The sequence below is a fragment of the Streptomyces sp. WP-1 genome (genome assembly GCF_030450125.1).
Taxonomy (GTDB): domain Bacteria; phylum Actinomycetota; class Actinomycetes; order Streptomycetales; family Streptomycetaceae; genus Streptomyces; species Streptomyces incarnatus.
In genome coordinates, this window is the sequence record NZ_CP123923.1 from 3,544,733 (window position 1) to 3,567,688 (window position 22,956).

Annotated in this window: 20 protein-coding genes; 10 read left to right on the plus strand and 10 right to left on the minus strand. The window is 71.4% G+C overall.

Translation table 11 applies throughout. The features are described from left to right. Positions 1 to 171 precede the first annotated feature (171 nt). The 5 genes from QHG49_RS15350 (at position 172) to QHG49_RS15370 (ending at position 6,544) form a co-directional block, all read left to right on the plus strand. Entirely contained in the window at positions 172 to 849 is a 678-nt protein-coding gene (locus QHG49_RS15350) for a DUF6232 family protein (protein WP_236576414.1), read from the plus strand. Continuing rightward, on the plus strand, positions 846 to 1,196 hold the full coding sequence (locus QHG49_RS15355) for a hypothetical protein (protein WP_301490052.1): 351 nt from the start codon (positions 846 to 848) through the stop codon (positions 1,194 to 1,196). The genes QHG49_RS15350 and QHG49_RS15355 overlap by 4 nt, the downstream gene beginning before the upstream one ends. A gap of 177 nt (positions 1,197 to 1,373) precedes the next feature. After that, positions 1,374 to 2,780, plus strand: coding sequence for a condensation domain-containing protein (locus tag QHG49_RS15360; protein WP_301490053.1), 1,407 nt, complete (start codon positions 1,374 to 1,376; stop codon positions 2,778 to 2,780). A gap of 117 nt (positions 2,781 to 2,897) precedes the next feature. Beyond that, positions 2,898 to 4,970: a hypothetical protein gene (locus tag QHG49_RS15365; RefSeq protein ID WP_301492792.1), complete on the plus strand. Its 2,073-nt coding sequence runs from the start codon at positions 2,898 to 2,900 to the stop codon at positions 4,968 to 4,970. Next, on the plus strand, positions 4,970 to 6,544 hold the full coding sequence (locus tag QHG49_RS15370; protein WP_301490054.1) for a hypothetical protein: 1,575 nt from the start codon (positions 4,970 to 4,972) through the stop codon (positions 6,542 to 6,544). Before QHG49_RS15365 ends, QHG49_RS15370 begins: the two co-directional genes overlap by 1 nt. An 11-nt stretch (positions 6,545 to 6,555) precedes the next feature. On the opposite strand, the gene QHG49_RS15375 is transcribed toward QHG49_RS15370, so the two are convergent. From QHG49_RS15375 to hemL, 8 genes are all read right to left on the minus strand, one after another. Next, a complete protein-coding gene (locus QHG49_RS15375) occupies positions 6,556 to 6,969 on the minus strand; it encodes a hypothetical protein (protein ID WP_145492754.1) in 414 nt (137 codons plus the stop codon). A 25-nt stretch (positions 6,970 to 6,994) separates the two neighbouring features. Continuing rightward, positions 6,995 to 8,092: a c-type cytochrome biogenesis protein CcsB gene (ccsB, locus tag QHG49_RS15380; RefSeq protein WP_145492756.1), complete on the minus strand. Its 1,098-nt coding sequence runs from the start codon at positions 8,090 to 8,092 to the stop codon at positions 6,995 to 6,997. Further along, positions 8,089 to 9,801 (minus strand): cytochrome c biogenesis protein ResB, encoded by a 1,713-nt coding sequence (locus QHG49_RS15385; protein ID WP_159703849.1) that lies wholly within the window; start codon positions 9,799 to 9,801, stop codon positions 8,089 to 8,091. The genes ccsB and QHG49_RS15385 overlap by 4 nt, the downstream gene beginning before the upstream one ends. A gap of 3 nt (positions 9,802 to 9,804) precedes the next feature. Next, the gene (locus QHG49_RS15390; protein WP_301490055.1) at positions 9,805 to 10,569 is read right to left on the minus strand and encodes a cytochrome c biogenesis CcdA family protein; all 765 of its coding nucleotides are present in this window, start codon (positions 10,567 to 10,569) and stop codon (positions 9,805 to 9,807) included. Position 10,570: 1 nt separating this feature from the next. Then, positions 10,571 to 11,161, minus strand: coding sequence for a TlpA disulfide reductase family protein (locus tag QHG49_RS15395; protein ID WP_167408669.1), 591 nt, complete (start codon positions 11,159 to 11,161; stop codon positions 10,571 to 10,573). A gap of 117 nt (positions 11,162 to 11,278) precedes the next feature. Then, a complete protein-coding gene (locus tag QHG49_RS15400; RefSeq protein ID WP_145492759.1) occupies positions 11,279 to 12,529 on the minus strand; it encodes a hypothetical protein in 1,251 nt (416 codons plus the stop codon). Positions 12,530 to 12,666: 137 nt separating this feature from the next. Then, a complete protein-coding gene (locus QHG49_RS15405) occupies positions 12,667 to 13,320 on the minus strand; it encodes a histidine phosphatase family protein (RefSeq protein ID WP_145492778.1) in 654 nt (217 codons plus the stop codon). Positions 13,321 to 13,373: 53 nt separating this feature from the next. Then, a complete protein-coding gene (hemL, locus tag QHG49_RS15410) occupies positions 13,374 to 14,699 on the minus strand; it encodes a glutamate-1-semialdehyde 2,1-aminomutase (RefSeq protein ID WP_145492761.1) in 1,326 nt (441 codons plus the stop codon). Between the two features lie 1,083 nt (positions 14,700 to 15,782). On the opposite strand from hemL, the gene QHG49_RS15415 reads away from it, so the two are divergent. Continuing rightward, positions 15,783 to 16,220: a hypothetical protein gene (locus QHG49_RS15415; protein WP_145492763.1), complete on the plus strand. Its 438-nt coding sequence runs from the start codon at positions 15,783 to 15,785 to the stop codon at positions 16,218 to 16,220. 503 nt (positions 16,221 to 16,723) lie between these two features. Here the strand turns inward: QHG49_RS15415 and QHG49_RS15420 are convergent. Then, the gene (locus tag QHG49_RS15420; protein WP_301490056.1) at positions 16,724 to 19,072 is read right to left on the minus strand and encodes an ATP/GTP-binding protein; all 2,349 of its coding nucleotides are present in this window, start codon (positions 19,070 to 19,072) and stop codon (positions 16,724 to 16,726) included. 190 nt (positions 19,073 to 19,262) lie between these two features. On the opposite strand from QHG49_RS15420, the gene QHG49_RS15425 reads away from it, so the two are divergent. After that, positions 19,263 to 19,409 carry a hypothetical protein gene (locus tag QHG49_RS15425; protein WP_159703843.1) on the plus strand — a complete coding sequence of 49 codons (147 nt, stop codon included), beginning with the start codon at positions 19,263 to 19,265 and terminating at the stop codon, positions 19,407 to 19,409. A 49-nt stretch (positions 19,410 to 19,458) separates the two neighbouring features. On the opposite strand, the gene QHG49_RS15430 is transcribed toward QHG49_RS15425, so the two are convergent. Beyond that, positions 19,459 to 19,632 (minus strand): CsbD family protein, encoded by a 174-nt coding sequence (locus QHG49_RS15430; RefSeq protein ID WP_159703840.1) that lies wholly within the window; start codon positions 19,630 to 19,632, stop codon positions 19,459 to 19,461. Between the two features lie 178 nt (positions 19,633 to 19,810). On the opposite strand from QHG49_RS15430, the gene QHG49_RS15435 reads away from it, so the two are divergent. The 3 genes from QHG49_RS15435 to QHG49_RS15445 are packed head-to-tail and all read left to right on the plus strand — an operon-like array spanning position 19,811 to position 22,952. Further along, entirely contained in the window at positions 19,811 to 21,466 is a 1,656-nt protein-coding gene (locus tag QHG49_RS15435; protein WP_301490057.1) for a PP2C family protein-serine/threonine phosphatase, read from the plus strand. Then, positions 21,466 to 22,578: a B12-binding domain-containing protein gene (locus tag QHG49_RS15440; protein ID WP_301490058.1), complete on the plus strand. Its 1,113-nt coding sequence runs from the start codon at positions 21,466 to 21,468 to the stop codon at positions 22,576 to 22,578. The genes QHG49_RS15435 and QHG49_RS15440 overlap by 1 nt, the downstream gene beginning before the upstream one ends. Continuing rightward, on the plus strand, positions 22,575 to 22,952 hold the full coding sequence (locus tag QHG49_RS15445) for an STAS domain-containing protein (RefSeq protein ID WP_301490059.1): 378 nt from the start codon (positions 22,575 to 22,577) through the stop codon (positions 22,950 to 22,952). The genes QHG49_RS15440 and QHG49_RS15445 overlap by 4 nt, the downstream gene beginning before the upstream one ends. Positions 22,953 to 22,956 lie beyond the last annotated feature (4 nt).

Sequence of the window (22,956 nt, forward strand, 5' to 3'; positions counted from 1 at the left end):
ACCCCGTCACCGGGCCCGGTCCCGGCCGGGTCCTGTGTGCTTGACCACTGGTCCGGTGCGTTTGGCCACTGGTCCTGTGTGCTTAACCACTTGCCAGTGCCGCGCGCGGGTCGGGTTAATGGACGGCCGAGGAGCAGCCGACTCTGCCCGACCTCTGGGGGACGACAGAAGATGCAGTACGGCCATGAGCCACCACACCCGCAGCCGGACGTACCGCCCGCGCCGACCGCGCCACCGCCCGGCCCGGCGCCCGCCGCGCCGCCCATGCCGGACATCCCCGCGCCCGCCCCGCACCCGATGCCGAGGATGCTCGACCTGCGGGTCAGCAAGCGGATCCTGTGGATCGGGCGGGCCGTGTACCCGCTGGCCAACATCGCCCGCGTGTACTCCTTCGTGCTGCGCCCGAGGCGCAAGGAGGCGGTGCTGCGGTTCCTGCGCTACAGCGCCGGGACCATCGCCATCGCGATGCTGGTGATGCTGCCCAGCCTGCCCGCGCTGGCGCTGGGCGGGTCGGACGGGCAGTCGGGCGCGGCGGGTTACGTCGTCCTCGTGTGGCTCCTCGCCCTCGGCGCCGAGATCTTCTTCCTGGTCGACATGCTCGGCGTCCTGACCGCGAGCCCCCAGCACGTCCTCGCGGTGGAGACCTCGGGCGCGTCCACCGCGCTGGTCACCAGCCCGGACCCGCGCTACCTGGACCAGCTGGTGGACCAGCTCTCGTACGCCATCGAGCATCCGGACACCGAGTTCCGGGTGACGGTGCAGAGCCTCACGGTCTCGCCGAGGAACTACTACTTCGGGGACAACGTCAACATGTACGGCGGCAGCGGAAACACGGGGATCAGCTCATGAGCGGTGACAGCTACTACTACGGCGACCACGTGACCATGCACGGCGGCGCGGGCAACACCGGCATCGTCAAGAACCAGGGCGCGGCGCAGCCGGCACCGGACCCGGCGCTGGCCGCGGCCCTCGCCGAACTGCGGCGCCTCATCGCCGACTTGCGCACCCGGGTGCCGGAGTCCAGCGCCGTGCTCCTCGACGAGTCGGCGCCGGCCGCGACCGCCGAGGGCGCCGTGCCCGCGCAGGAGCGGCACCGGGCGCTGATGGCCGTCGCGGGGATCGCGTCGATGGTCGGCACGGTGGGGCAGCCGGTGGCGGAGGCGGTGCGCGCGGTCATCGGGATGATCAACGGCTGATCCCCGGCCGGCCCCTGACCGGCCCCCGGCATGGTCACTGTCGGTTAATCAGTCCCCCGTTCGGCCTGCCACCCGTTCCGTTGAAATGGCGCCGCCGGGCATGTCTCCGCCGCCTCCCACGGCATTGCCTTGGAGGGGGGCCCTATTCAGCAGGGCCCCTTCTTCGATGGGAGACGCGTGCGAATCACTGACATCCAGCGCTGCGGGGTACGGCCGGGACGGCTCGTCGAGTGGACGCTGAGCCCGGCCACCGTGGCGGCGGCGACGCGGTTGCCGGAGGACTCCCGGCCGCCGGCCTACATCCAGGAGTCGCACATCCGGACCGCCAAGTGCGTACGGGAGGACGGGCTGTTCGTGCCGACCTGGCTCGGCACCGCCTTCGATCTGCCCGGCCGGGTCGACCTCGACGTGCTCCAAGAGGCGCTGCGCTCCTGGACGTTGCGGCACGAGACGCTGCGCAGCGGCTTCCGCTTCGCGGGCGAGGAGCTGCGCCGGTTCACCCTCGATCCCGCCGATGTGTCCCTGCACCGCGAGGACGCCGGGGAGTTCACCGACGCGGACCGGCTCGTCGCCCGTCTCCAGGACCGGTTCGACGCCGTCGCCGACGCCCTGCGCTGGCCGAACCTCATCTACACCGCCGTCGTGCGCGACGACTCCACCAGCGTCTACATGGCCTTCGACCACAGCAATGTGGACGCCTACTCGCTGACCCGGATCGCCGCCGAGGTGCACGAGCTGTACGACGCGCTCACCGAGGGGCGCAGCGCCGAACGGCCCGCCCCCGCGGCCAGTTACGTCGACTTCTGCGAGATCGAGCGGGCCGACGCGGACCGGCTGGACGGCGACGACGACATCGTGGCCCGCTGGCGGGAGTTCATCCGGCGCGGCGGCGGCACCCTGCCGACCTTCCCGGTGGACCTCGGCCTCACCCCCGGCGAGGCGCTGCCCCCGCAGGCGATGCTGTGCGAACCGCTCGCGGACGCGGAGGCGGCGGCCGCGTTCGAGGCGTACTGCCGGCCCTACGGCGGGAGCCTGGTCGGCGTGCTGGCCGCGACCGCGCTCACCGTGCGGGAGCTGGGCGGGCAGTCGGTGTACCGGACGGTCGTACCGTTCCACACCCGGGTCCGCTCGCGCTGGACCGACTCGGTGGGCTGGTACGTGGGGGGCGCCCCCATCGAGGTGCCGCTGACCGGCACCCGCGGCTTCCCGGACGTCCTGCGGGCGGTACGGGCGGAGCTGGGCGCGGCCCGCAAGCTGGCCCGGATGCCGCTGGCCCGGGTGCTGGCGCTGCTCGGCGCGGACTTCCGGCCCACCTCGCCGGACCTGTACTCGATCGTCTCGTACGTCGACACCCGGACGGTGCCCGGCGCCGACCGCTGGACGGACATGCGGGCGCACGCGCTGCTGCGGGTGTCGTACGGCGACCAGGTGTGCGTCTGGGTGAACCGGCAGCACGAGGGCCTGTGGCTGGCCAGCCGCTACCCGGACACCGACGTCGCCGCGAAGAACATGCGGCTGTACGTGGAGCGGCTGCGGGACCACATCGCCTCGGCGGGCCACGGCAGCCTGTCCGCGGTGTCATGAGCGCATCGCGGTGCCGCGCGCACACATCGTTACCCAAACGGGCACCACTGGCCCTGGCACGGAGCAACTACCCCTTTCTACACTGTTGTTGAGGGGGGCGATGCTGTGCGCACACGTATGCACGGGCGGGGGGCGCTCTTCGACGCCGATCCGGCCGGACTCGCGCCGCGCCTGGTGGGCCTGGTCCCCGGACGCCATCGCGCCCATCCTCTGGAGCACCCGGACGAGCCGCCCTTCGTGGTGCTCACCGGCGCCCGGGGGCTGGGCAAGAGCGCGGTGCTCGACGCGCTCCGGGAGGCCTACCGGGGGCACACCCCGGTCGCGCTGATCGACTGCTCGGCCCCGCAGTTCGCCGGTCCGCCCGCGGGCCGGCCGGCCGACTCCTGGTCGCCGTCGGCCCAGGCGCTGCTGGTGATCGCCGAGCAGCTGGCGGAGCCGGTGACCGGCGCCGGGCGGATCACCTTCCCGCGGCTGATGTCGGGCCTGGTCGCGGTGGCCGCGGGCGGCTGGGGCGACGCCGAGGCGGAGCGGATCCGCCGGGAGGTCGAACGGATCCTGCTGCTGAACGAGCGGGGCCCGCGGATCGGCGCGTTCGCGGGCAGATGGGCGGGCAAGGTCGCGGCGAAGGTGGTCGCGGCCGCCACCGGCGCGGGCCCGCTGGTCTCGGGCGCCATCGAGGCCACCCTGGAGTCCGTCGCCGAGGGGTTCAGCGGCCACCGGCACCAGAAGGCGTCCGAGTGGTACCGGTCGTACCCGAACGCGGGCGGCAACGCCGAGCGCGGGCTGATCCTGCTGTCCCAGCACTTCCGGGACGGCGACGGCTCGCGCGAGCACGCCGAGCGGTATCTGGTGCGGGCGCTGCTGGCCGACCTCGGCGAGGCGTACACCGGGTTCATGGCGAAGATGCAGCGTCTGGGCCGGCCCCTGGTGCTGCTCGACAACGCGCAGACGACCCCGGGCCCGGAGCTGACCTCGGCCGTGCTGCGCGACCGCGCGGAGGGCACCGGCGACCGGGTGGTGTTCGTGGCCGCCCGGCGCGGCGAGGGCCGTACGGAGCTGCCGGGCGCCGTGCGCAGACAGCTGGCGGAGGTCGCCCGGCGCACCGGCTGGACGCCGGACGCGGCCCCCTCCTCGCGGGCGCTGCTGGTCGCGCTGCCGCCGCTGAGCGCGGACGACACCCTGCACATCGTCGGCGCGCTGTGCGCGGACACCGCCGTGCCCTCCCATCTCCCGGCCGCCGCGCACCGGTTGACCGGTGGCAGCCCGCTGGGCGTGGTGCTGCTCGCCGAGTCGGCCGCGCAGCATCTGCCCGAGGTGACCTCGCTGGGCGAGCTGCTCACCGCGGAGTTCCGCCCGGCCGAGGACCGGCCGGGCTCGCCGGTCCACCAGGCGCTGCTGGACCGGCTGGTGCCGGCCGCGTACCTGGAGGAGCTGACCGTGCTGGCCGCCGCCCACGACCACGACTCGGCGTGCGCCCTGGCCTCGGCACTGCTGCCGGACACGTTCGGGCCCGCCGACGTACGGGCCCTCCAGACGCTGCTCGCCGAGGAGGGACTGCCCGTCGTGGCGGGCCAGTTCGTCGGCGATCCGTTCGTGCGGACGCTGCTGCTGCTGAGGCTGCATCTGCGCGACGCGGACCACGCGTCGTGGCGGCGCGCGCACGAGACGCTGATCGGGCACTACGCGGAGCCGGAGCGGGCGCCGTACCGGCTCTACCACGAACTCGCCCTCGGGGACGCGGAGTCGGCGGTGGCGCGGCTGCGGGACGACTTCGCCGGGGCCGACACCCGGGTGTGGCTGCGCACCCTGCGCTTCATCGCGTCCGCGCCCTACTTCCACGCGCACGACGCCGAGGGCCGCGACTTCGGCGGGCGGGGCGACCGGCGGGCCGCGGTCGCGCTCGGCGTGACGGACGCCGGCCATCCGCTGCCTGAGGGCGTGGACCCCGTACTGCACCTGCGGGTACGGCGGTCGCTGCACGCGCTGTGGGTGCTGACGGATCCGCTGGTGCTGCCGGACCCCAAGGTGTGCGACCGGCTCCGCTTCGAGCTGGAGCAGCTGTCCAATGTGCGCCCCGCGGCGGGCGCGCTGCTGTGGCGGGCCTCCCGGGACTGGCCTGCGGCAGCGCTGGCCGGGCGCCCGATCGAGGGCCCGGAGGATCCTGAGGACGACGGTCGCGGGGAGGCCTGATGGCGGGGGGCGTGGGGACCTGGGCACGCGAGCATGTGTGGGAGATCCCGCTGCGCCGGTATCTGTCCCTGCTGCTGGCGGCGGCCCTGGTGGCGGGCGGCGTCTTCGGGGTGCGCACCCTGATGCACGACGACCGGCGGTGCGCGCCGGGGGTGTCACGGCCCGCGGGCAGCGACGAGTGCGTGGGCGTGGCGAGCGGGGTGTACGACTTCGGGCAGCCCCGCTTCCACCAGGTGGTGGAGGCGATCGGCCGGGAGAACAAGGGCCTGCGGAGCGGGAGTTACGTCACGGTGGCGCTGATGCTGCCGTTCACCTCCACCTCGGTGACCAATCTGAACGACATCGAGCATCAGCTCCAGGGCGCCTATCTCGCCCAGTACGCGGCCAACCACGACTCCAACGGGCAGTCCCCGCAGATCCGCCTGGTGCTCGCCAACTCCGGTACGGGCGAGGACAGCTGGCGGCCGACGGTGGACCAGCTGGCGGGGATGACCCGGAGCGCGGACCGGCTGCGGGCGGTCGCCGGCATAGGGCAGAGCACCGATCCCAACCAGGCGGCCGTGGCGGCGCTGACCAGGCTCGGCATCCCGGTGATCGGCTCGTCCATCACCGCCGACGAGCTGGCCAACGGGCAGCGCGGCAAGAAGCCGGACCCCTACCCCGGGCTCGCCCGGGTGGCGCCGACCAACACCGACGAGGCCCGCGCGCTCGCCTCGTACACCAAGGCGAAGGCGAACCGGACCAACGAGAACAAGGCCATGCTGGTCTACGACAAGCCGGGCGACCCGTACACGAACTCGCTGAAGCAGTCGTTCACCACGCTGATGAACGGCTCGCCGTACCAGCCGGTCCTGGAGCAGCCGTTCACCCCGCCCGCCGACCGCAGCCAGGAGGGCACCACCGCGAACACCTTCCGGCAGATCACCAACATCGTGTGCGACACCCCCCGGGACACCCACACGATCCTGTTCGCGGGCCGGCACACCCAGCTGCGGCAGTTCGTGAACGCGCTGGGCGACCGCGGCTGCATGGACCGCTCCTTCCAGGTCCTCACCGGCGACGAGGCGTCCTACCTCACCTATGAGAAGGAGCTGAACCGCGACGCCCTGCGGCACAACCTCACCGTGCTCTTCACCTCGCTCGCCCACCCGGACGCCTGGCTGAAGAGCCCTCCGAAAACCGGCGGCTCCACGGCGGACTACGAGACCCTCCAGCGGCTGCTGAAGACCGCCGAGCACAAGCCGGCCGGGCCGATCGGGCCGGTCGCCCTGGACGACGGCCAGCTGATCATCGGCTACGACGCGCTCCAGCTCGCGGTGCACGGCATCCGCGAGGCCGTGCCGGAGGGCCGGAGCATCCCGACCCTCGCGGACGTCGGCCTCCAGTGGCCGCAGGTCAAGGGCTCGCTGAAGGTGGCCGGGGCGAGCGGCTGGATCTGCCTGGACGAGCACGGCAACCCCTACGACAAGGCCGTACCGATCGTGCGCCTGACCCCGGAGGGCGACTCGCAGTTCGTGCAGCTGGCCTGGCCGGAGGGGAAGCCGCCGGGGAAGGACTGCCTGCCGCCCGCGTGAGACCGGCTCGGCTACGTACGGGAGGCCGGCCCCAGCATGGCGATCAGTTGTTCGAATCTATGGCGCCAGTCCGTGTCCGAGAGCCCCTCGCCCTGGAACTCGTGGGTGAAGCGCAGCACGCACTCCGCCGTCCCGTCCCGTTCCAGATGGAACCGCAGCCGGCCGCCGCCCTCGTCGAGGGTGTACTCGGCGACCCGGTCCACGTCCCAGGCGGTGATCCGCCCCGAGCCCAGGCCGCGCAGCGAGACCGCGCCGTCGAGCCGGGGTTCGAGAACGCCGACGGCGGTGCACCACGCCCCGATCCCCTCGGGGGTGGCCACCGCCGTCCAGACGTCTTCCATGGGCCTCGGGAGCCGCACCAGGAAATGGAGTATGTGCGTGTTCCCGTGGGTCTGACTGGTGCCCTGCGCGATGGAACCGCTCATGGCTCCAGTGTGGGCGAGCCCTCGCTCACACGCCCGCGTAGGAGTGCTTGCCGGTGACGAAGATGTTCACGCCGTAGAAGTTGAACAGCCAGCAGGCGAACGCGATCATGGCCAGGTAGGCGGCCTTGCGGCCCTTCCAGCCGGCCGTGGCGCGGGCGTGCAAATAGCAGGCGTAGGCGACCCAGGTGATGAACGACCAGGTCTCCTTCGGGTCCCAGTTCCAGTAGCGGCCCCAGGCGTCGCCCGCCCAGATCGCGCCCGCGATGATCGTGAACGTCCACAGCGGGAAGACGGCCGCGTTGACCCGGTAGGCGAACTTGTCCAGAGAGGCCGAGGCGGGCAGCCGCTCCAGCACCGAGGTGGCGAAGGAGCCCGGCTTGATCCCGGCCTCCAGCTTGTTCTCGTACGAGTCCTTGAACAGGTACAGGATGGTGGCGACCGCGCCGACGTAGAACACCGCGCCGCAGAAGATCGCGGTGGAGACGTGGATGTACAGCCAGTACGAGTGCAGGGCCGGGACCAGCTGGTCGCTGGCCGTGTAGAGCACGGTCACGGCGAGGCCGAGGAGCAGCAGCACCGTGGTGGTCAGGAACAGGCCGAGCCAGCGCACGTTCTTCTTCAGCGCCAGCAGCACCAGGTACAGGCCCACGGCCACCGTGGTGAACGTGATGCTGAACTCGTACATGTTGCCCCAGGGCGCCCGCCGCACCGAGGCCGCGCGGGCGACCACACCGGCGAGCTGCACCACGAAGGCCAGCACGGTCAGCGAGACCGCGATCCGGCCGTACATGTCGCCCTGGACGTCACCGCCGTGCGCGCCGGGCCCGTCCGGCACGTCCCGGGCACCGGCCGCCGCGCGCACCACGACCTTCGGGCGCTCCAGTACGGCGGTGCCGCCGGCCTTCTTCACGGTGACGGCGGGGCCCGCCTGCTGCTTGCCCTCGGCGGTGAGCGCGTTGGCCGTACGGGCCACCTTGCTGCGGCTGCCGAAGATCCACTCGGCGATGTAGGCGAGGAAGGCCAGCGTGTACACGGTCATCGCGGAGTAGATGAGCGTGTTGCTCATGCTCGCGAGATGCTCGTTGGTCGCTGTGGCCAGCTCTGTTGCGGCGGCGAGAGTCACTTCTCAGCCCCTTCGGCAGGTACGACGTGAGGGTCGGGGGAGGTTGCGGGGGCGTCGTCCGGGTCGGGAGCCCCCGGCGCCTGGTCGTAGAGGATCCCGGCGAGATCGCCCAGCTCCTCCGGCAGCTTGGCGGACTCGCTGCGGCCGAGCCCGGCCATCTCGACGACGGTCACGCCGTCGGCACCGCGCACCGCCCGCACCCAGACGCGGCGGCGCTGGATGAACAGGGACGCGGCCAGACCGAAGATCGCGGCGAGCGCGCCGGTCAGCGCCCAGACGCTGCCCGGCTCCTGGACGATCTCGAAGCCGGCCCACTGCTTCACGTCCTTCTCGAACGTGATGGAACCGGCGCCGTTCGGCAGCTTCATGGTGTCGCCGGGCTTGAGCAGCTTCTTCAGCAGCTGGCCCTTGCCGTCCTTGAACGCCTTCATGTGGCTCGTGTCGAGCTGGTACACGCTCTGCGGGATGCCCGCGTCCACGCCCAGGTCGCCGTGGTAGGCGTTGACCGCGAGCAGCGGGTTCAGCAGCGCCGGGAACTGCGACATCATCGTGCCGGACTTCGGGTCGAAGGTCGGCACGAAGAACGCCTGGAAGCCGAGCTGCTCGCTCTTGCCCCGGGGGTCCTTGTAGCCGTCCATCACCTTGACGACACCGTTGGAGGTGACGTTGCCGTCGAGCGGCAGCAGCGGCACGGCGTCCTGGTAGACGACCCTGCCCTTGCCGTCGCGGACGGTGACGACCGGGGCGTAGCCGTGGCTGACGAGGTAGACCTTGGAGTCGCCGATGTGCAGCGGCTCGTTGACCTTGATCGTGGTCTTCTTGCGCTTGCCGTAGGCGCCGACGCTGTAGTCGATCGTCGCCTGGAAGGTGCGCGGCGTGCCGCGGTTGGGGCCGCTGGCCTCGTAGGTGCCGGTGAACTTCTTCAGGTCGAAGCTGAACGGCACCAGGTCGTCGCTGCGGAACATGCTGCCGGACTTCATGTCGTCGTACATCGGCAGCGCGTTGGAGAAGCCGTCGCCCTCCACCATCAGCTTGGTGCCGTCCGACTTGTACATCTGGCCCCAGGCAAAGGAGACCAGGAGCACGATCAGGGCGATGTGGAAGACCAGGTTGCCCAGTTCACGCAGATAGCCCTTCTCCGCGGCGACCGCGTCACCCTCGGCGTGGGCGCGGAAGCGGCGCCGCTTGAGCAGCTTGAGCGCGGCCTCGCGGACCTCCTCGGGCTCCGCCGTCGTACGCCAGGTCGTGTACGCGGGCAGCCGGGTCAGCCGCTTGGGCGCGCCCGGGGGCCGGCCGCGCAGCTGCCCGATGAACTGCCAGGCGCGCGGCACGATGCAGCCGATGAGGGAGATGAACAGCAGGATGTAGATCGCGGAGAACCACACCGAGCTGTAGACGTGGAAGAGGCCGAGCTTGTCGTAGACGGGCGCGAGCGTCTTGTGGGCCTGCTGGAAGTCGGCGACCTTGTTGATGTCGGCGCCGGACTGCGGGATCAGCGAGCCGGGGATCGCGGCCAGCGACAGCATCAGGAGCAGCAGCAGCGCGATCCGCATGGAGGTCAGCTGCCGCCAGAACCAGCGGATCCAGCCGATCACCCCAAGGGCGGGCACGCCGGTGAGCGGCTCCTCGCGCGGGGCGGTGGACAGCTGGGACCCGGCGGCGCCGAGTTCCTCCTGGTCCTGGCCCTTGTCGGTTTCGGTCTTGCTCATCGATCAGATCCCCACAGTGAAGCCGTTGGACCAGGTCTGCATCTGCTGCACCAGGCTGTCCCAGGCGCCGGTCAGCAGCAGCACACCGGTCGCGATCATCATCGTGCCGCCGATGCGCATCACCCACACATAGTGGCGCTTGACCCAGCCGAAGGCGCCGAGGGCCTTGCGGAAGGCCACGGCCGCCAGCACGAAGGGCACGCCGAGGCCCAGGCAGTAGGCGATCATCAGGGTCGCCCCGCGTACCGCGCTCGATTCCTGCATGGCGAGGATGTTCACGGAGGCGAGGGTCGGGCCGATGCACGGCGTCCAGCCGATCCCGAACAGCGCGCCCACTATCGGGGCGCCGAGCAGTCCGGTCGACGGCCGCTTGTGGAAGCGGAACTCGCGCTGGGTGAACCAGGGCATCAGGCCCATGAAGAAGACGCCCATGAGGATCATGACGACGCCGAGCACCTTGGACAGGACGTCCTTGTGCTCCTGGAGGGTCCAGCCGAAGGAGCCGAACAGCGCCCCGCCGGAGACGAACACCGCGCTGAAGCCGAGCACGAACAGGGAGGCGCCGGCGACCATGCGGCCGCGCCGGGCCTCGGCCAGGTCGGTGCCGACCACGCCGGTGACGTAGGAGAGGTAGCCCGGCACCAGCGGCAGGACGCAGGGCGAGAAGAAGGAGATGAGCCCGCCGAGCAGGGCGACGGGCAGCGCGACCAGCAGCGCCCCGTGGAGCACCGTCTCGTTCTGCGCGGCCAGCGTCACGGTCGTACCCACGTCACTTCTCCGCGACGACCGGCTTGAGCATCTTCAGCAGCGTGGTGTCGTCCAGCGCCTCCAGGGCGCGCGCGGCGACCTTCCCGTGCCGGTCGATGATGAGCGTGGAGGGGATCAGCTGGGGGTTCAGCGTGCCCTTCTTGAAGCGCAGCATGAGCTTGCCCGTGGGGTCGTACAGGCTCGGGTAGGTGATCCCGTGCGCCTTCTCGAACTCGACCGCGGGGGTCGTGCTGGTGTCGCGGGTGTTGATCCCGACGAACCGCACGCCCTTGCCCTCGTACGCCTTCGACACCTTGGCGAAGTACTGGGCCTCTTCGCGGCACGGGCTGCACCACGAGCCCCAGACGTTGATGACGACGACCTGGCCCTTGTAATCGGCCACGTCCACCGACTTGCCGTCGATCGTCTTTCCGGACAGGTCCGGGGCCGCGGTGCGCTTGCTCACCGGCACGGTGTCGATGCCGTTGTTGCCGGTGACGAAGTTCGTGTTGCCGCCGCCGCCCGAAGTGCCGCCCTTGCCGCACGCGGACAGGGACAGGGCCGCGGTGACGGCCACGGCGCCGAGCAGGACGGCGCGGCTACGGGTACTCATGTGAAAAGTTTCGCATGTCGTTCCCGGGGTTCTCGCGCACCCCCCTGCGGGGCGGAAAACCGCATTTCAGGAGGTATTTACACGGGACATTCCGGGCGGCGGTCGGCCGGGGCCGGTTCAGGCGAGGAACGTCTTCCAGCCACCCGTGGGCTGGTGGCCGACGTCCAGCGTGCGCAGCTTGTCGAGGACCTCGGGCTTCTGGACGTCGATCCAGTCCGTGAACTCCTTGAAGGAGACCATCCGGACGTCGGCGCCCTTGTCCCGCTGGGCCGCGATGTGCTTGAACGCCTCCTCGACGGAGTCCATGTAGATCCCGCCGTTCCACTGCTCGAAGTGGTTGCCGATGAAGAACGGCGCGCGGTTCGTCTCGTACGCCCGCTGGAAGCCGGCGATGTACGCCGCCGCGGACTGCTTGCGCCAGCCCGGGTAGTTGTAGGCGGGCGCCTTGGTGGAGTTCTGGGACTGGTTGGCGAGCATGTTGTAGTCCATGGACAGCACCTCGAAGCTGTGCCCGGGGAACGGCACGGCCTGGAGCGGGTAGTCCCAGATGCCCTGGCGCTTGACCGGCCAGACCTGGCGGCCGCCCGGGGACGAGGCGTCGTAGCGCCAGCCCAGCTCGCGGGCGGTGGGCAGCAGGTTGTCCTGGCCCAGCAGGCAGGGGGTGCGGCCGCCGGCCAGCTCCTTGTCGTAGTCGAAGGGAAGCGCGGGCATGTCGTGCCAGCCGGTGTTGGTCTTCCACTCCTTGACGAAGGACTTCGCCTGGTCGATCTCGCTCTTCCACTGCTGTGGCGTCCACCACTTCACCGAGGTGTGCGCCTCGCCGCAGAAGTGCCCGTTGAAGTGGGTGCCTATCTCATGGCCCTCCAGCCACGCCCGGTTGACGTTGGTGAGGGTGGCCTTGATGTGCTCGTCGGTGAGGTAGCCGATGTCGGAGGCGCCGCGCGCGTTGTTCGGGGGCTCGTACATCCGCTTCTTCGACTCGGGCAGCAGGTAGAGGCCCGAGAGGAAGAAGGTCATGTGCGCTTCGTGCTGCTTGGCGAGGTCCAGGAAGCGCGGGAAGAGGCCGTTGCCGACCTCGCCGGCGCCGTCCCAGGAGAAGACGACGAACTGCGGCGGGGTCTGTCCCGGCTCCAGCGGCTCCGGCTTCTTCGAGTGGCCGGGCTGCTTGCCGGTGAAGGAGGTGGAGCCGTCGCCGATCAGCTTGGCCGGCCGGTCCTTGCCGCCCTGCACCTGGCGGGAACCGTTCGCGTGCCCGTCGCCGTCCGAGGACTTGAGACTGCCGCAGCCGGACAGGGTGGCGGCGGCCGCCGCGCCCGCGCCGAGGCCGAGCACTCCCCGGCGGGAGAGGTTCCGGGAGACGGTACGCATGAAAGATCCCCGATTCGTCGCGCGTGGTGATGGTGGTCACCCAGAGAGAGGGCGCGACGAACGGGGAGGTTCCTTCAATTAATATGTTTTTCGTAATATCCCTGGCAAAAGGATGCTAAGCGCCACTTAACGGACCGTCAGGCGCCGAACGCCTTCCCCTGCCCGCCGCCCTTCTGCGGCTGGGCACCGGCCCGCAGATGCGCGGGGACCAGGTCGATGGCGGGCTCGCTGTAGCCGACCGACACGATCCGGTCGCCGAGGTAGGTGAAGGACGTCAGCGACGCGAGGGTGCACTGCCGCTTGCGCGGGTCGTGCCACAGCCGCCGCCGCTCCACGTACGACCGTACGATCCACACCGGCAGCTGATGGCTGACCAGCACCGCCTCATGGCCGCGCGCCCGGTCCTTGGCCGCGTCCAGCGCGCCCATCATCCGCACGACCTGGTCCACGTACGGCTCGCCCCAGGACGGCCGGAACGGGTTGACCAGGTGCTTCCAGTTCCCCGGCCGCTGCAGCGCGCCGTCGCCGACGCCGAAGGTCTTGCCCTGGAAGACGTTCTCGGCCTCGATCAGCCGCGCGTCGGTGTCCAGGTCGAGGCCCTGCGCCTTGGCGATCGGGGTGGCGGTCTCCTGCGCCCGCTCCAGCGGGGAGGCGCAGACATAGGTGATGTCGCGCGGGGCGAGGTGCTCCGCGACCCGGTCGGCCATCCTCCGGCCCAGCTCGGACAGGTGGTAGCCGGGCAGCCGCCCGTACAGGACGCCCTCCGGGTTCTCCACCTCCCCGTGCCGCATGAGATGGACGACCGTGACGTCCTTGTCGCTGCCGCTCACACTGTTTCCGATGGTCACGCGGTGGCCTCCGCAGCCGCACGGGCCGCCGCCGGAAGGGCGTCGGCGATCTTCTGCACGGCCCGCTCGTCGTGGGCCGTGGACACGAACCAGGACTCGAAGGACGACGGCGGCAGGTAGACGCCGTTCGACAGCAGCGAGTGGAAGAACGCGGTGAAGCGGTACGACTCCTGCCGCTTGGCGTCCTCGTAGGTGCGCACCTGCCGGTCGGTGAAGAACACCGAGAACATGTTGGACGCGTTCTGCACCCGGTGCGCCACGCCCTCCTTGCTCAGCGCCTCGGTGACCAGCGACTGGATCTGCGCGGAGACGGCGTCCACCTTCTCGTACGCCGCCTCGTCGAGCAGCCGCAGCTGGGCGATGCCGGCGGCGGTGGCGACGGGGTTCCCGGAGAGGGTGCCGGCCTGGTAGACGGGCCCGGCGGGCGCGAGGTACGCCATCACGTCCGCCCGGCCGCCGAACGCGGCGGCGGGGAAGCCGCCGCCCATCACCTTGCCGAAGGTCATCAGGTCGGGCTTGACCCCGTCGACGCCGTACCAGCCGGCGCGGCTGGTACGGAAGCCGGTCATGACCTCGTCGGAGATGTAGAGGGCGCCGTTCTTGTGGCAGGCGTCCCGCAGGCCCTGGTTGAAGCCGGGGGCCGGCGGCACGACACCCATGTTGCCGGGCGAGGCCTCGGTGATCACACAGGCGATCTCGCCGGGGTGGCGGTGGAACGCCTCCTGCACGGCTTCGAGGTCGTTGTACGGCAGCACGATCGTGTCGCTCGCCTGGGCACCGGTGACACCGGGCGTGTCGGGCAGCGCGAAGGTGGCGACACCGGAGCCGGCGGCGGCGAGCAGGGCGTCCACATGGCCGTGGTAGCAGCCGGCGAACTTGATGACCTTGGACCGCCCGGTGAAGCCCCGGGCGAGCCGGATGGCGCTCATCGTCGCCTCGGTCCCGCTGCTGACCAGCCGGACCTGCTCGACGGGCTCGATCCGGGCGACGATCTCCTCGGCGAGCGCGACCTCGCCCTCGCCGGGCGTGCCGAAGCTCGTACCTCGGGCGACGGCGTCCTGGACGGCGGCGATGACCTCGGGGTGCGCGTGCCCGAGGATCATCGGACCCCAGGAGCAGACGAGGTCGACGTACTCCCGGCCGTCGGCGTCGGTGAGGTAGGGACCGCGGCCGGACACCATGAAGCGGGGCGTGCCGCCGACGGCGTGGAAGGCGCGCACCGGGGAGTTCACACCCCCGGGCGTGACGGCCGAGGCACGGTCGAAGAGCGCCTGGGAGACGGGCGCTTCGTAGGGATAGGGCGTTTCGCTCGGGGCGCTCATGACGTGCGGCTTCTCCGGCTTCTCGGACTCCGGTTGCGGGATGACCTCCTCAGGGTAGGCCGCCCGCCCGGTGCGATGACGGCCCGCCCGCGGTTCCGCGCCGCCGCGGTCCGCCATCTGCGAGACTGAGACCTGACACACAGCTCCTGGGCACGGAAGGATCAGGGACCGGGCGGATCCCCGTGGACTGTTGTTCCACCGCACGTTTCGGCGGGCGGCCGTGGGGGAGGTCACTGACACGATGATCGGGTTGCGCGGCGGGGGTCACGCGGCCTAGAAAAGCAGTCGGGTGGAGATATGCATCGCGGTGGCGGACCGGGCGAGGGGACCGATGACCTCGGTCCTCGACGTGCCCGGCGGGGAAGGCACCGGCGCGAAGCGGAGGAAACGACCGAAGCACGTAGAACACAGGGTGCACCGGGTGAGCCCGAACGGTACGACCGGCAGAGCGAACGCCTGCACGACCAACAGGCGGAGCGCACGGCCGACAGGGCGAGGGACTTCCCCCGCGAGACTCCGAGAGACCTCCGGGGCGACCGGCCGACGGACTTCCCCCGCGAGACTCCGCGTGACCTGCGGGGCGAGTGGCCGATGGACCTCCCGAGGGACGCCCGGACCGACCGGACGATGGACTTGTCGCGAGACGCCCGGGCCGAGCGGCCGGTGGACTTTCCGCGCGAGGCTCCGAGGGACCTGCGGGGCAATCTCCGTGGGGACCGGCCGGCGGATCCGGCGCGGAACGTGGACCCGTCGTCGGACTTTCCGCGTGACCTCCCTCGGGATCTCTCGCGTGACCTTCCCCGGGATCTCTCGCGTGACCTCCCTCGGGACCTTCCCGGGGATTTTTCGCATGACATCTCCCGGGACCTCCCTCGTGGCCTTCCCCGTGACGTCTCTCGGGATCTTCCCCGGAGCACGGGTGCGGGCGGTGCGTCGGACGCGGGTGGTCCGCCGGACTTCCCCCGCGACCTCCCCTCGGACCCTCCGCCGGAGCGGCGGACCGGCCGCGCGGGCGGTCGTCGGCGTACCCCCCGGGCCGATCGGGTCGGGTCCCCCGGGACGGGCGGCGGGGGTGGTGGCCGGGTGGGGGTGACCTACAAGTACTTCGGCGCACCGGACGGCGCGACCGCGGCCCGCGTCCCCATCTCGATGCGCCCGGAGGAACTCGGCGGCGACGAGCTGGGCATGAACGGCATGTTCACCAAGATCAAGCCGGAGACGATGGCCGCGATGGTCCTGACCGGCATCGAGGGCATCCCCCTGCACAAGGTCCCGCCCCTCGAACTGGTCGTCCTGCACCCCGACTACGCGGTCGTCAGACTCCCGATGACCGTCGTCGACCCCCTGCGCGGCATCGGCGAGGAAGCCGTCGGCGCCGCGGCCTTCATCTGGTCGACGGTCCCGGACAGGGGCGGCCCGCGGGACGCGTTCAACGTGTACCAACTCCTGCACGAATGGCAGGACTTCTCGCACCGGCTGCACGAGGCGGGGCATCAGGCGTACTGCCTGGTGTGGCCCTGAGTCAGGGGTTCTTGCGAACCGGGCGGGGCTTCCGGGTGACAATGCCAAGTCGATCCGAAACGCCTGGGCGCACCATCCCCGAACTCAAGCGGCACGCCCTCCTGGGTACCGACCGTCGACCCGACCAAGTGATCGAGGCCGTCCAATGGCTGTGTGAGGCAGGCACCGTGTCGACGGAACCTCGTGCCATCGACGCCAAGACACGGGTGAGGCTGGTGGCGACGCCGCCCACCACCCGTCCGTCGGCCGAGCAGGGAGGTCTGTGGTGAGAGGCCGTGCGGGCACATCCAGGGCACATGAGCCTGGGAAACGGCGTTGACCAGTGAGAACTGCGGAAACAAGTTCTCCCAGCTCAACGCACATTTCCCTGCGCGATCCCAGGCCGGCGCCCTCCAGTCACCATGCGCTGCACGAGCGGCAGGACTTCGACCACCGGCTGCATGAGGCGGGTCATTCGGGCGTACTGCCCGGTCTGGCCCTGGGCCGGGGTCTTGGTGGGATCCTCAGCGGCGTGAGTCGTCGGAGTCGCGGGCGGCCCGGGGGCGGGGGCGGGGGCGGTCCGGGAGCCAGAAGGTGCGGGAGGTGACCTTCTGCTCGTGTTTGGTCTGCTCCTGCTTCAGCTGATCCTTGAACGGACGCCCGTGCGCCGACAGCGCCTCGGCGGTGAGCCAGTCGGCGATCGCGGCGAGTCCGACGGACCGCAGAGCGCCGACCAGGGCCGCCTGATCAGTGAGGGAGCGCACCCGGACCATGTGGCTCACGACCCTCTTCAGCACCCGTTCGACTCGCAGGCCGATGCCGCCGGTCGAGTGGAGCCGCGTGGCCAGCAAGGCGACGTCCAGGACCGGGCATTCGGCGTACCTGTCGTGGATGACCGCTTGGAGATGTCCCGTGAGCGCGGCCGATTCGAGGGCCAGCAGCAGGGACGCCAGCGGCGTCACCTCCATGCCGCCGGCGTGCCGGCACAGGACGTCCTGGCTGGCGTAGCGCGATCCGGCCTTGGCCAGAACCGCCAGGAAGATGCCCGCCTGTCCGATGAGTTCGTCGTGCACCGTGCAGCGGAAGAGGGCATCGGCGGGCTCGGACAGCCCGTAATGCTCGAGCCAGGTGAGCAGTTCGGCGGCGTCCGCGGGTGTGAGGACCCTGCTCGCGGCCCGCATGACCGCCTCCGAGCCCGGGGCCATGTCGTCCAGGATCTCCAGCAGCTCCGCGATCTGGTCCGCCGCTCTCGTCCGCACGGTCAGGACCAGCAGATCCGCCGCGAGCTGATGTCGCCCTGTCAGGTAGAGCTCGCTGATCAGGACGGCGATGTCCTCGGCGGAACGGCATTCCGCGGCCCGGAACAGCACCGCCCAGGCCCGGCCGTCCCGGAAGGCCTGGACAAGAGGGATGAGGTGCCCGACGCCACGGTTCTGCGTCTGGGTGAAGACAGCCTCGGCGTCCTGTTCCAGGCCGTGATGGGACAGTGACCGTACGAACTCGGCCACGCACGAGGCGGACCGGCCGGCCGCCACCGCCTGTTGCAGGGCATCGGCGTGCCGGATCAGCCACGCGTCGCGCAGCGTGATGCTCAGCGCCACCAGGTCGGACACGGGGCGCTGATCGGCGGCGGCGGACATGGCGGTCACCGCCGCGTCGTGGAGTTCGCCGCCCGCCAGGGCGAGGGACACGGACACCAGGTCGGGCACCGGGCGGACCACGGCTGCCGCTCCCAGGAGGCCCTCGGCGTGCTGGGGCAGTCCGGCCCGGTGCAACGCGAGGGCGAGGTCCGCGACGTCCTCCGGCTGGTGGAACTTCACCGACGCCTGCACCAGGATCAGCACATATTCTTCGAGGCCCTCCCGGAACAGTTCGCGGGCCAGGGCGCTGGTGTCGTCGACCGATCGCACGATCACCATGGCGGGAAGGGCCGTCTGGGCGTGCGCGTCGAACCCCGCCTGCCGCAACGCGGACAGCAGAGCCGCGACCTCCTCGATGGTGCGCGACTGGCTGGCCGACCGCACCAGCTCACTCGCCATGGCCTTTCTCGTGCGCAGCTCCAGATCCCCTACGGCTCTCACCAGCTGGGGAACCGAGTACCTGCGGTCGGCTTCCTCCAGCATCACCGTGAGGGAAGGGGGCCCCTCGTCGTCCGGGCCGTCCCCGCCGAGTTCCTGGAGGGTTTCGAGCTTGGTCTCCAGCCGATGACACCGGTCCTCGGCGGCGATCAGCTCGGCGCGGGTGACGGCCAAGGCCTCCTGCAAATAGACGACCTGCTCCTGCAAGTCGCCGCTCTCCTCCTGCAACCGCTCGTACTCGCCCTGCCACAGCTCCACTTCGCCCAGGTGGGCGAGTTGCTGTTCCTCCAGCTGGGTCTCCAGGGTCCGGCACTGGCCCCGCACCGTCGCCAGGCGGGACTCCCGGTCTTCCAGGGCCTCCTCCAGGGCCCGCTGCCGGGTCGTGATGCGCCGGGTCTCCTCGTCGGCCTCGGCCAGCTTGTCCTGGAGGGCCTGCACCTCGCTGCCGTGCGGGTTGCTCTTCAGCGCCGCCCGGTGCAGATCCTCCAGGGCCGTCCGCACCTCCGGGGTGAGCGGAGCCTTCGCCTCCTCGACATGCGCGATGAGGCCCTCGATGAAGTCCCAGGGCGGGACCCGCTCACCGTTGAGGTAGCGGGTCACCGAGCTCGCGTCGACGAACCGGCGTGCCGCGTAGCGCCGCACGCCGATCCCGAGCACGAGGAAGATCCGGCGCAGATCCTCCGCCAGCGCCCGTTTCTCGGGGGCCAGGCCGTCCTTCAGCGGAGCCAGCCTCACCTGCCGGGCCGGGGCGGACCCGGCCACCTCGTCAGAGGCGCACACCTTCCCGTCGTACATCACGCCAGTATCGCGGCATCCCAACTCCACTGACAGACAAGAGGTGTTGTCATCCAGGACGGCAACAGTCGCAGGTGCTGTCACTGCGATCGGCAACACCCGCAGGGCTCTTCGGCGCCTCCTCGCCGTCCACGATGGGCCACGATCGGCCCCGGAGCACACGCGCCGATCGAGAGCGAGAGGACGCCCCATGACCATGACCGACGCCACCAAGCGGTCGCGCACCGCCCGCACCGCCTTCTGGCGCCGTCTCGCCCGCCAGACGGCCCTCGGCGCCGCCGGTGCCGTCGGATCGGGGACCGTGAGTGTCCTGGTGTGGTGGCTGCGCGGCGGCTAGGCGGTGCCCCGACCGGTCGGGGCACCGCCGACGTGACGGGGCGGCGCTCTCAGTGCTTGAACGCGTCCTTGGTCTTCTCCTTGGCCTCGCGCGCGTCGCCGGTGGCCTGGTCCGCCTTGCCCTCGGCGGCCATGCGGTCGTTGCCGGTGGCCTTCCCCAGGGTCTCCTTGGCCTTGCCCTCGGCCTGCTCGGTCTTCGCCTTGGCCTTCTCGCCAGCACTCATGGAACACCCCTCCTCGTGGTTCGTGAGCCGCGGTCGCGGCAACACTCCGGTGCCCCCGTATCGCGGACCCATGCGTGGGGGGGGTGGGTTGCAACGGTGGAGTCGATGGGGGACGGTTGCCCGTACTGCTCCCGAGGACAGGAAGGTGGTGAGGTGCGCACGGTGCGTGCCTTCACTCGTGTCTCTTTCCCGCGGCTCTCCCGCCCGCTCCTACGACGACCAGGCCGGTACGGCATGGCCTGAGGCTCCCTACCCCGTACTGGTCGTCGACCGGCACGGCGGCCTCGTGCGCGTCAACGAGGCGGCCCGGCAGCTCCTGCCCGACGCGGCGGCGGGCGACCGGCTGCACGAGCGGGTGCCGTCCTGGCTCGCCCAGGCCCACCGGCGCATCGGCGACGGGGTGCCCGGTGCACCGGGCGGGACGACGACGGGCCGTATCAACGACCGTTTCTTCGAGGCGCATCCGACGCCCGCCGGCGCGGGCGACATCGTGTGGTGGCTGGTCGACGACACCGACCGCCGCCTGGCCGAGACCGCGCTGAGCGACGCCCGGACGCGTACGGAGGTCCTCTCGGAGGCGTCCAGCGCGCTGCTGTCCACCCTGAACGTGCCGCGCTGCATGGAGATGGCGGCGTCCATGGCCGCGGAACACCTCGCGGAGGCCGCCGTGCTCGTCGCCCCCGCCCAGGGGAAGCGCTACCCCGTGACCTCCGCGCGCAAGGGCGGCCCGGTCACCCAGGCCGCGCAGAAGGTGAACGTCGCCGAGGTGCCGGGCCTCAGCGAGGCGTTGCAGGGCTTCCCGCCCGTACCGGCCCGCTGGATCAACCCCGCGGACATTCCCGGCTGGGTGATCCCGGAGAACTTCGCCGGACCCGTGGGCTCCGTGATCGTTACCCCGCTGCCCGGCCACGGAGTGCCCGCCGGAGCCCTCGTCCTGCTGCGTTCCAGCACCGAGCAGGCGTTCACCGAGGGCGAGGAGGTCTTCGCCCGCCTGTTCGCCGCGCGCGCCGGTGCCGCCCTGTCCGCGGCCCGCCTGTACACCGAGCAGGCGGCGATCACGGCGACGCTGATGCACGAACTGCTGCCGCCGACGCTGCGCAGCGTGCACGGCGTCGAGTACGCCGGCGGCTACCGGGCGTCGCGGGACCACGAGCGGGTCGGCGGGGACTTCTACGACGTCCACCCGGGCACCGGCCCCGCCGAGGAGACCCTGGTGGTGCTCGGCGACGTCGCGGGCAAGGGGCTCGACGCGGCGGTGCTCACCGGCAAGATCCGCAACACCCTGCACGCCCTGCTGCCCCTCGCCGAGGACCATGAGCGCGTCCTCGAACTGCTCAACGGGGCGCTGCTCAGCTCCCACCACACCCGCTTCGCCACCCTGGTGCTCGCGTCCGTACGCCGCCGGGCCGACCAAGTGCAGCTGCGGCTGACCAGCGCCGGACACCTGCCGCCGCTGATCGTCCGCGCGGACGGCACGGTCGAGGAGGCCGCCACCCGGGGCACCCTGGTCGGCGCGCTGCCGGACGTCACGGCGCACACGGTGCGCACGGTGCTCGGGCCGGGAGAGACCTGCCTGCTCTACACCGACGGCATCACCGAGGCCCGCGGCGGCCCGCTGGGTGACGAGCTCTTCGGAGAACGGCGTCTGCGGCGGGCCCTGGCCGAGTGCGTGGGCATGCCGGCCGAAGCGGTGGTGGAGCGGGTGCAGATGCTGGCCGCCCAGTGGATCGGCGCCGGACGGCACGACGACATGGCCCTGGTGGCCTTCAACGCCCCGAGGAACGGCGCGCCGGCGGGGCCGGACGGGCACGGGGACAGCGAGAGGGACGAGTAGTGGATCACTGCACCGAGCCGGCCGCTCTGGTGCGGCGGCTGTGGCGGGCGGCGATCGACGCGGACGAGTACACGGCCGCCGGGATCGTGCACACGGCACTGGCCGACGGAGTGGACGAGGAGGCGCTGCTGCTGGAGGTGATCGCACCCGTGCAGGAGATGGTCGGTGTCGAGTGGGCCGCCGACCGCATCAGCGTGGCCCAGGAGCACGCCGCCACCGCCGTCAACGAGCGGATCGTCGCCTCCCTCGCCCACCGGCGCGGCCCCCGTCCCGCGCACCGCGGCCGGGTCACGGTCTCCTGCGTGGACGGCGAATGGCACGCCTTCCCCGCCCGGCTCCTCGCGGAGGTGCTGTCCCTGCGCGGCTGGCGGGTGGACTATCTCGGCGCCCAGACCCCGACCCCGCACATGGTCGCCCATCTGCACCTCACCAACCCGGACGCCGTCCTCCTGTCGGGCTCGATCCCCACGCATCTGCCCGCCGCGCACGCCGCCATCACCGCGTGCCGGGCCATAGGGGTCCCCGTGCTGGTCGGTGGCCGCGCCTTCGGTCCCGGCGGTCGCTGGGCCCGCAGGCTCGGCGCCGACCGCTGGGCGGCCGACGCGCGCGCCGCGGCGGCCACGCTGGCGGCGGGCGTGCCGCGGCCCGTCCCGGCGGCCCGGCAGGCGGTGGACGACCTGCCGCACCTGGCCGACCAGGAGTACACGCTGGTCCTGCGGTCCCGTGCGCGGCTCGTGAAGCAGACCCTGATCGAGCTGGAGGACCGTTTCCCCGCCGTCCGGGGCTACGGCGACGAGCAGCGGGAGCGCACCGCGGAGGACCTCGCCCACATCGTCGGCTTCCTGGCCGCCGCCCTGTACGTCGACGATCCCGACCTCTTCACCTCGTTCCTCGTCTGGACCGCCGACATCCTGGAGGCCCGGCACGTCCCCGCGCACTCCCTGGTCGTCGCCCTGGACGTGCTGGCCGACGAGCTGCACGACTTTCCGCGCGCCCGGCGACTGACCCGGCTCGGCACCTCCGCCCTCGGTGCGCGCCCCGCCCCTTCCGGCCCCGGCCCCGGCCCTGCTCCCGGCCCCGCTCCCATCCCCGTCCCCGGCGCCCTCTCATGACCCTGACCCCACCGGCCGAGTTCACCGTCGCCGCCCGGCGCGAGCACGCCACGCTCGTGGTGCGGGTGGGCGGAGAACTCGACTACGACACCAGCGACGAGCTCGTGGCCGAGGTGGTCCGGCACCTGACGGCCGGCCTGCCCCCGCCCGCGGCGGTCCGTCTGGACTTCGGCGCGCTGACCTGGATCGACTCCTCCGGGCTGTCCGCGCTGCTGATGATCCACCGCCGTACCAGCGCCCTCGGCGCCACCCTGCACCTGGACGACCGGCCGGAGATCCTCGAACGGCTGCTGCGCGTCACCAACGTCCTGGACCACCTCACCGCCCCGGTCACCGGCGCGGACCCGGTGGGACAGAGAACAGACCCGGTGTAGAGGT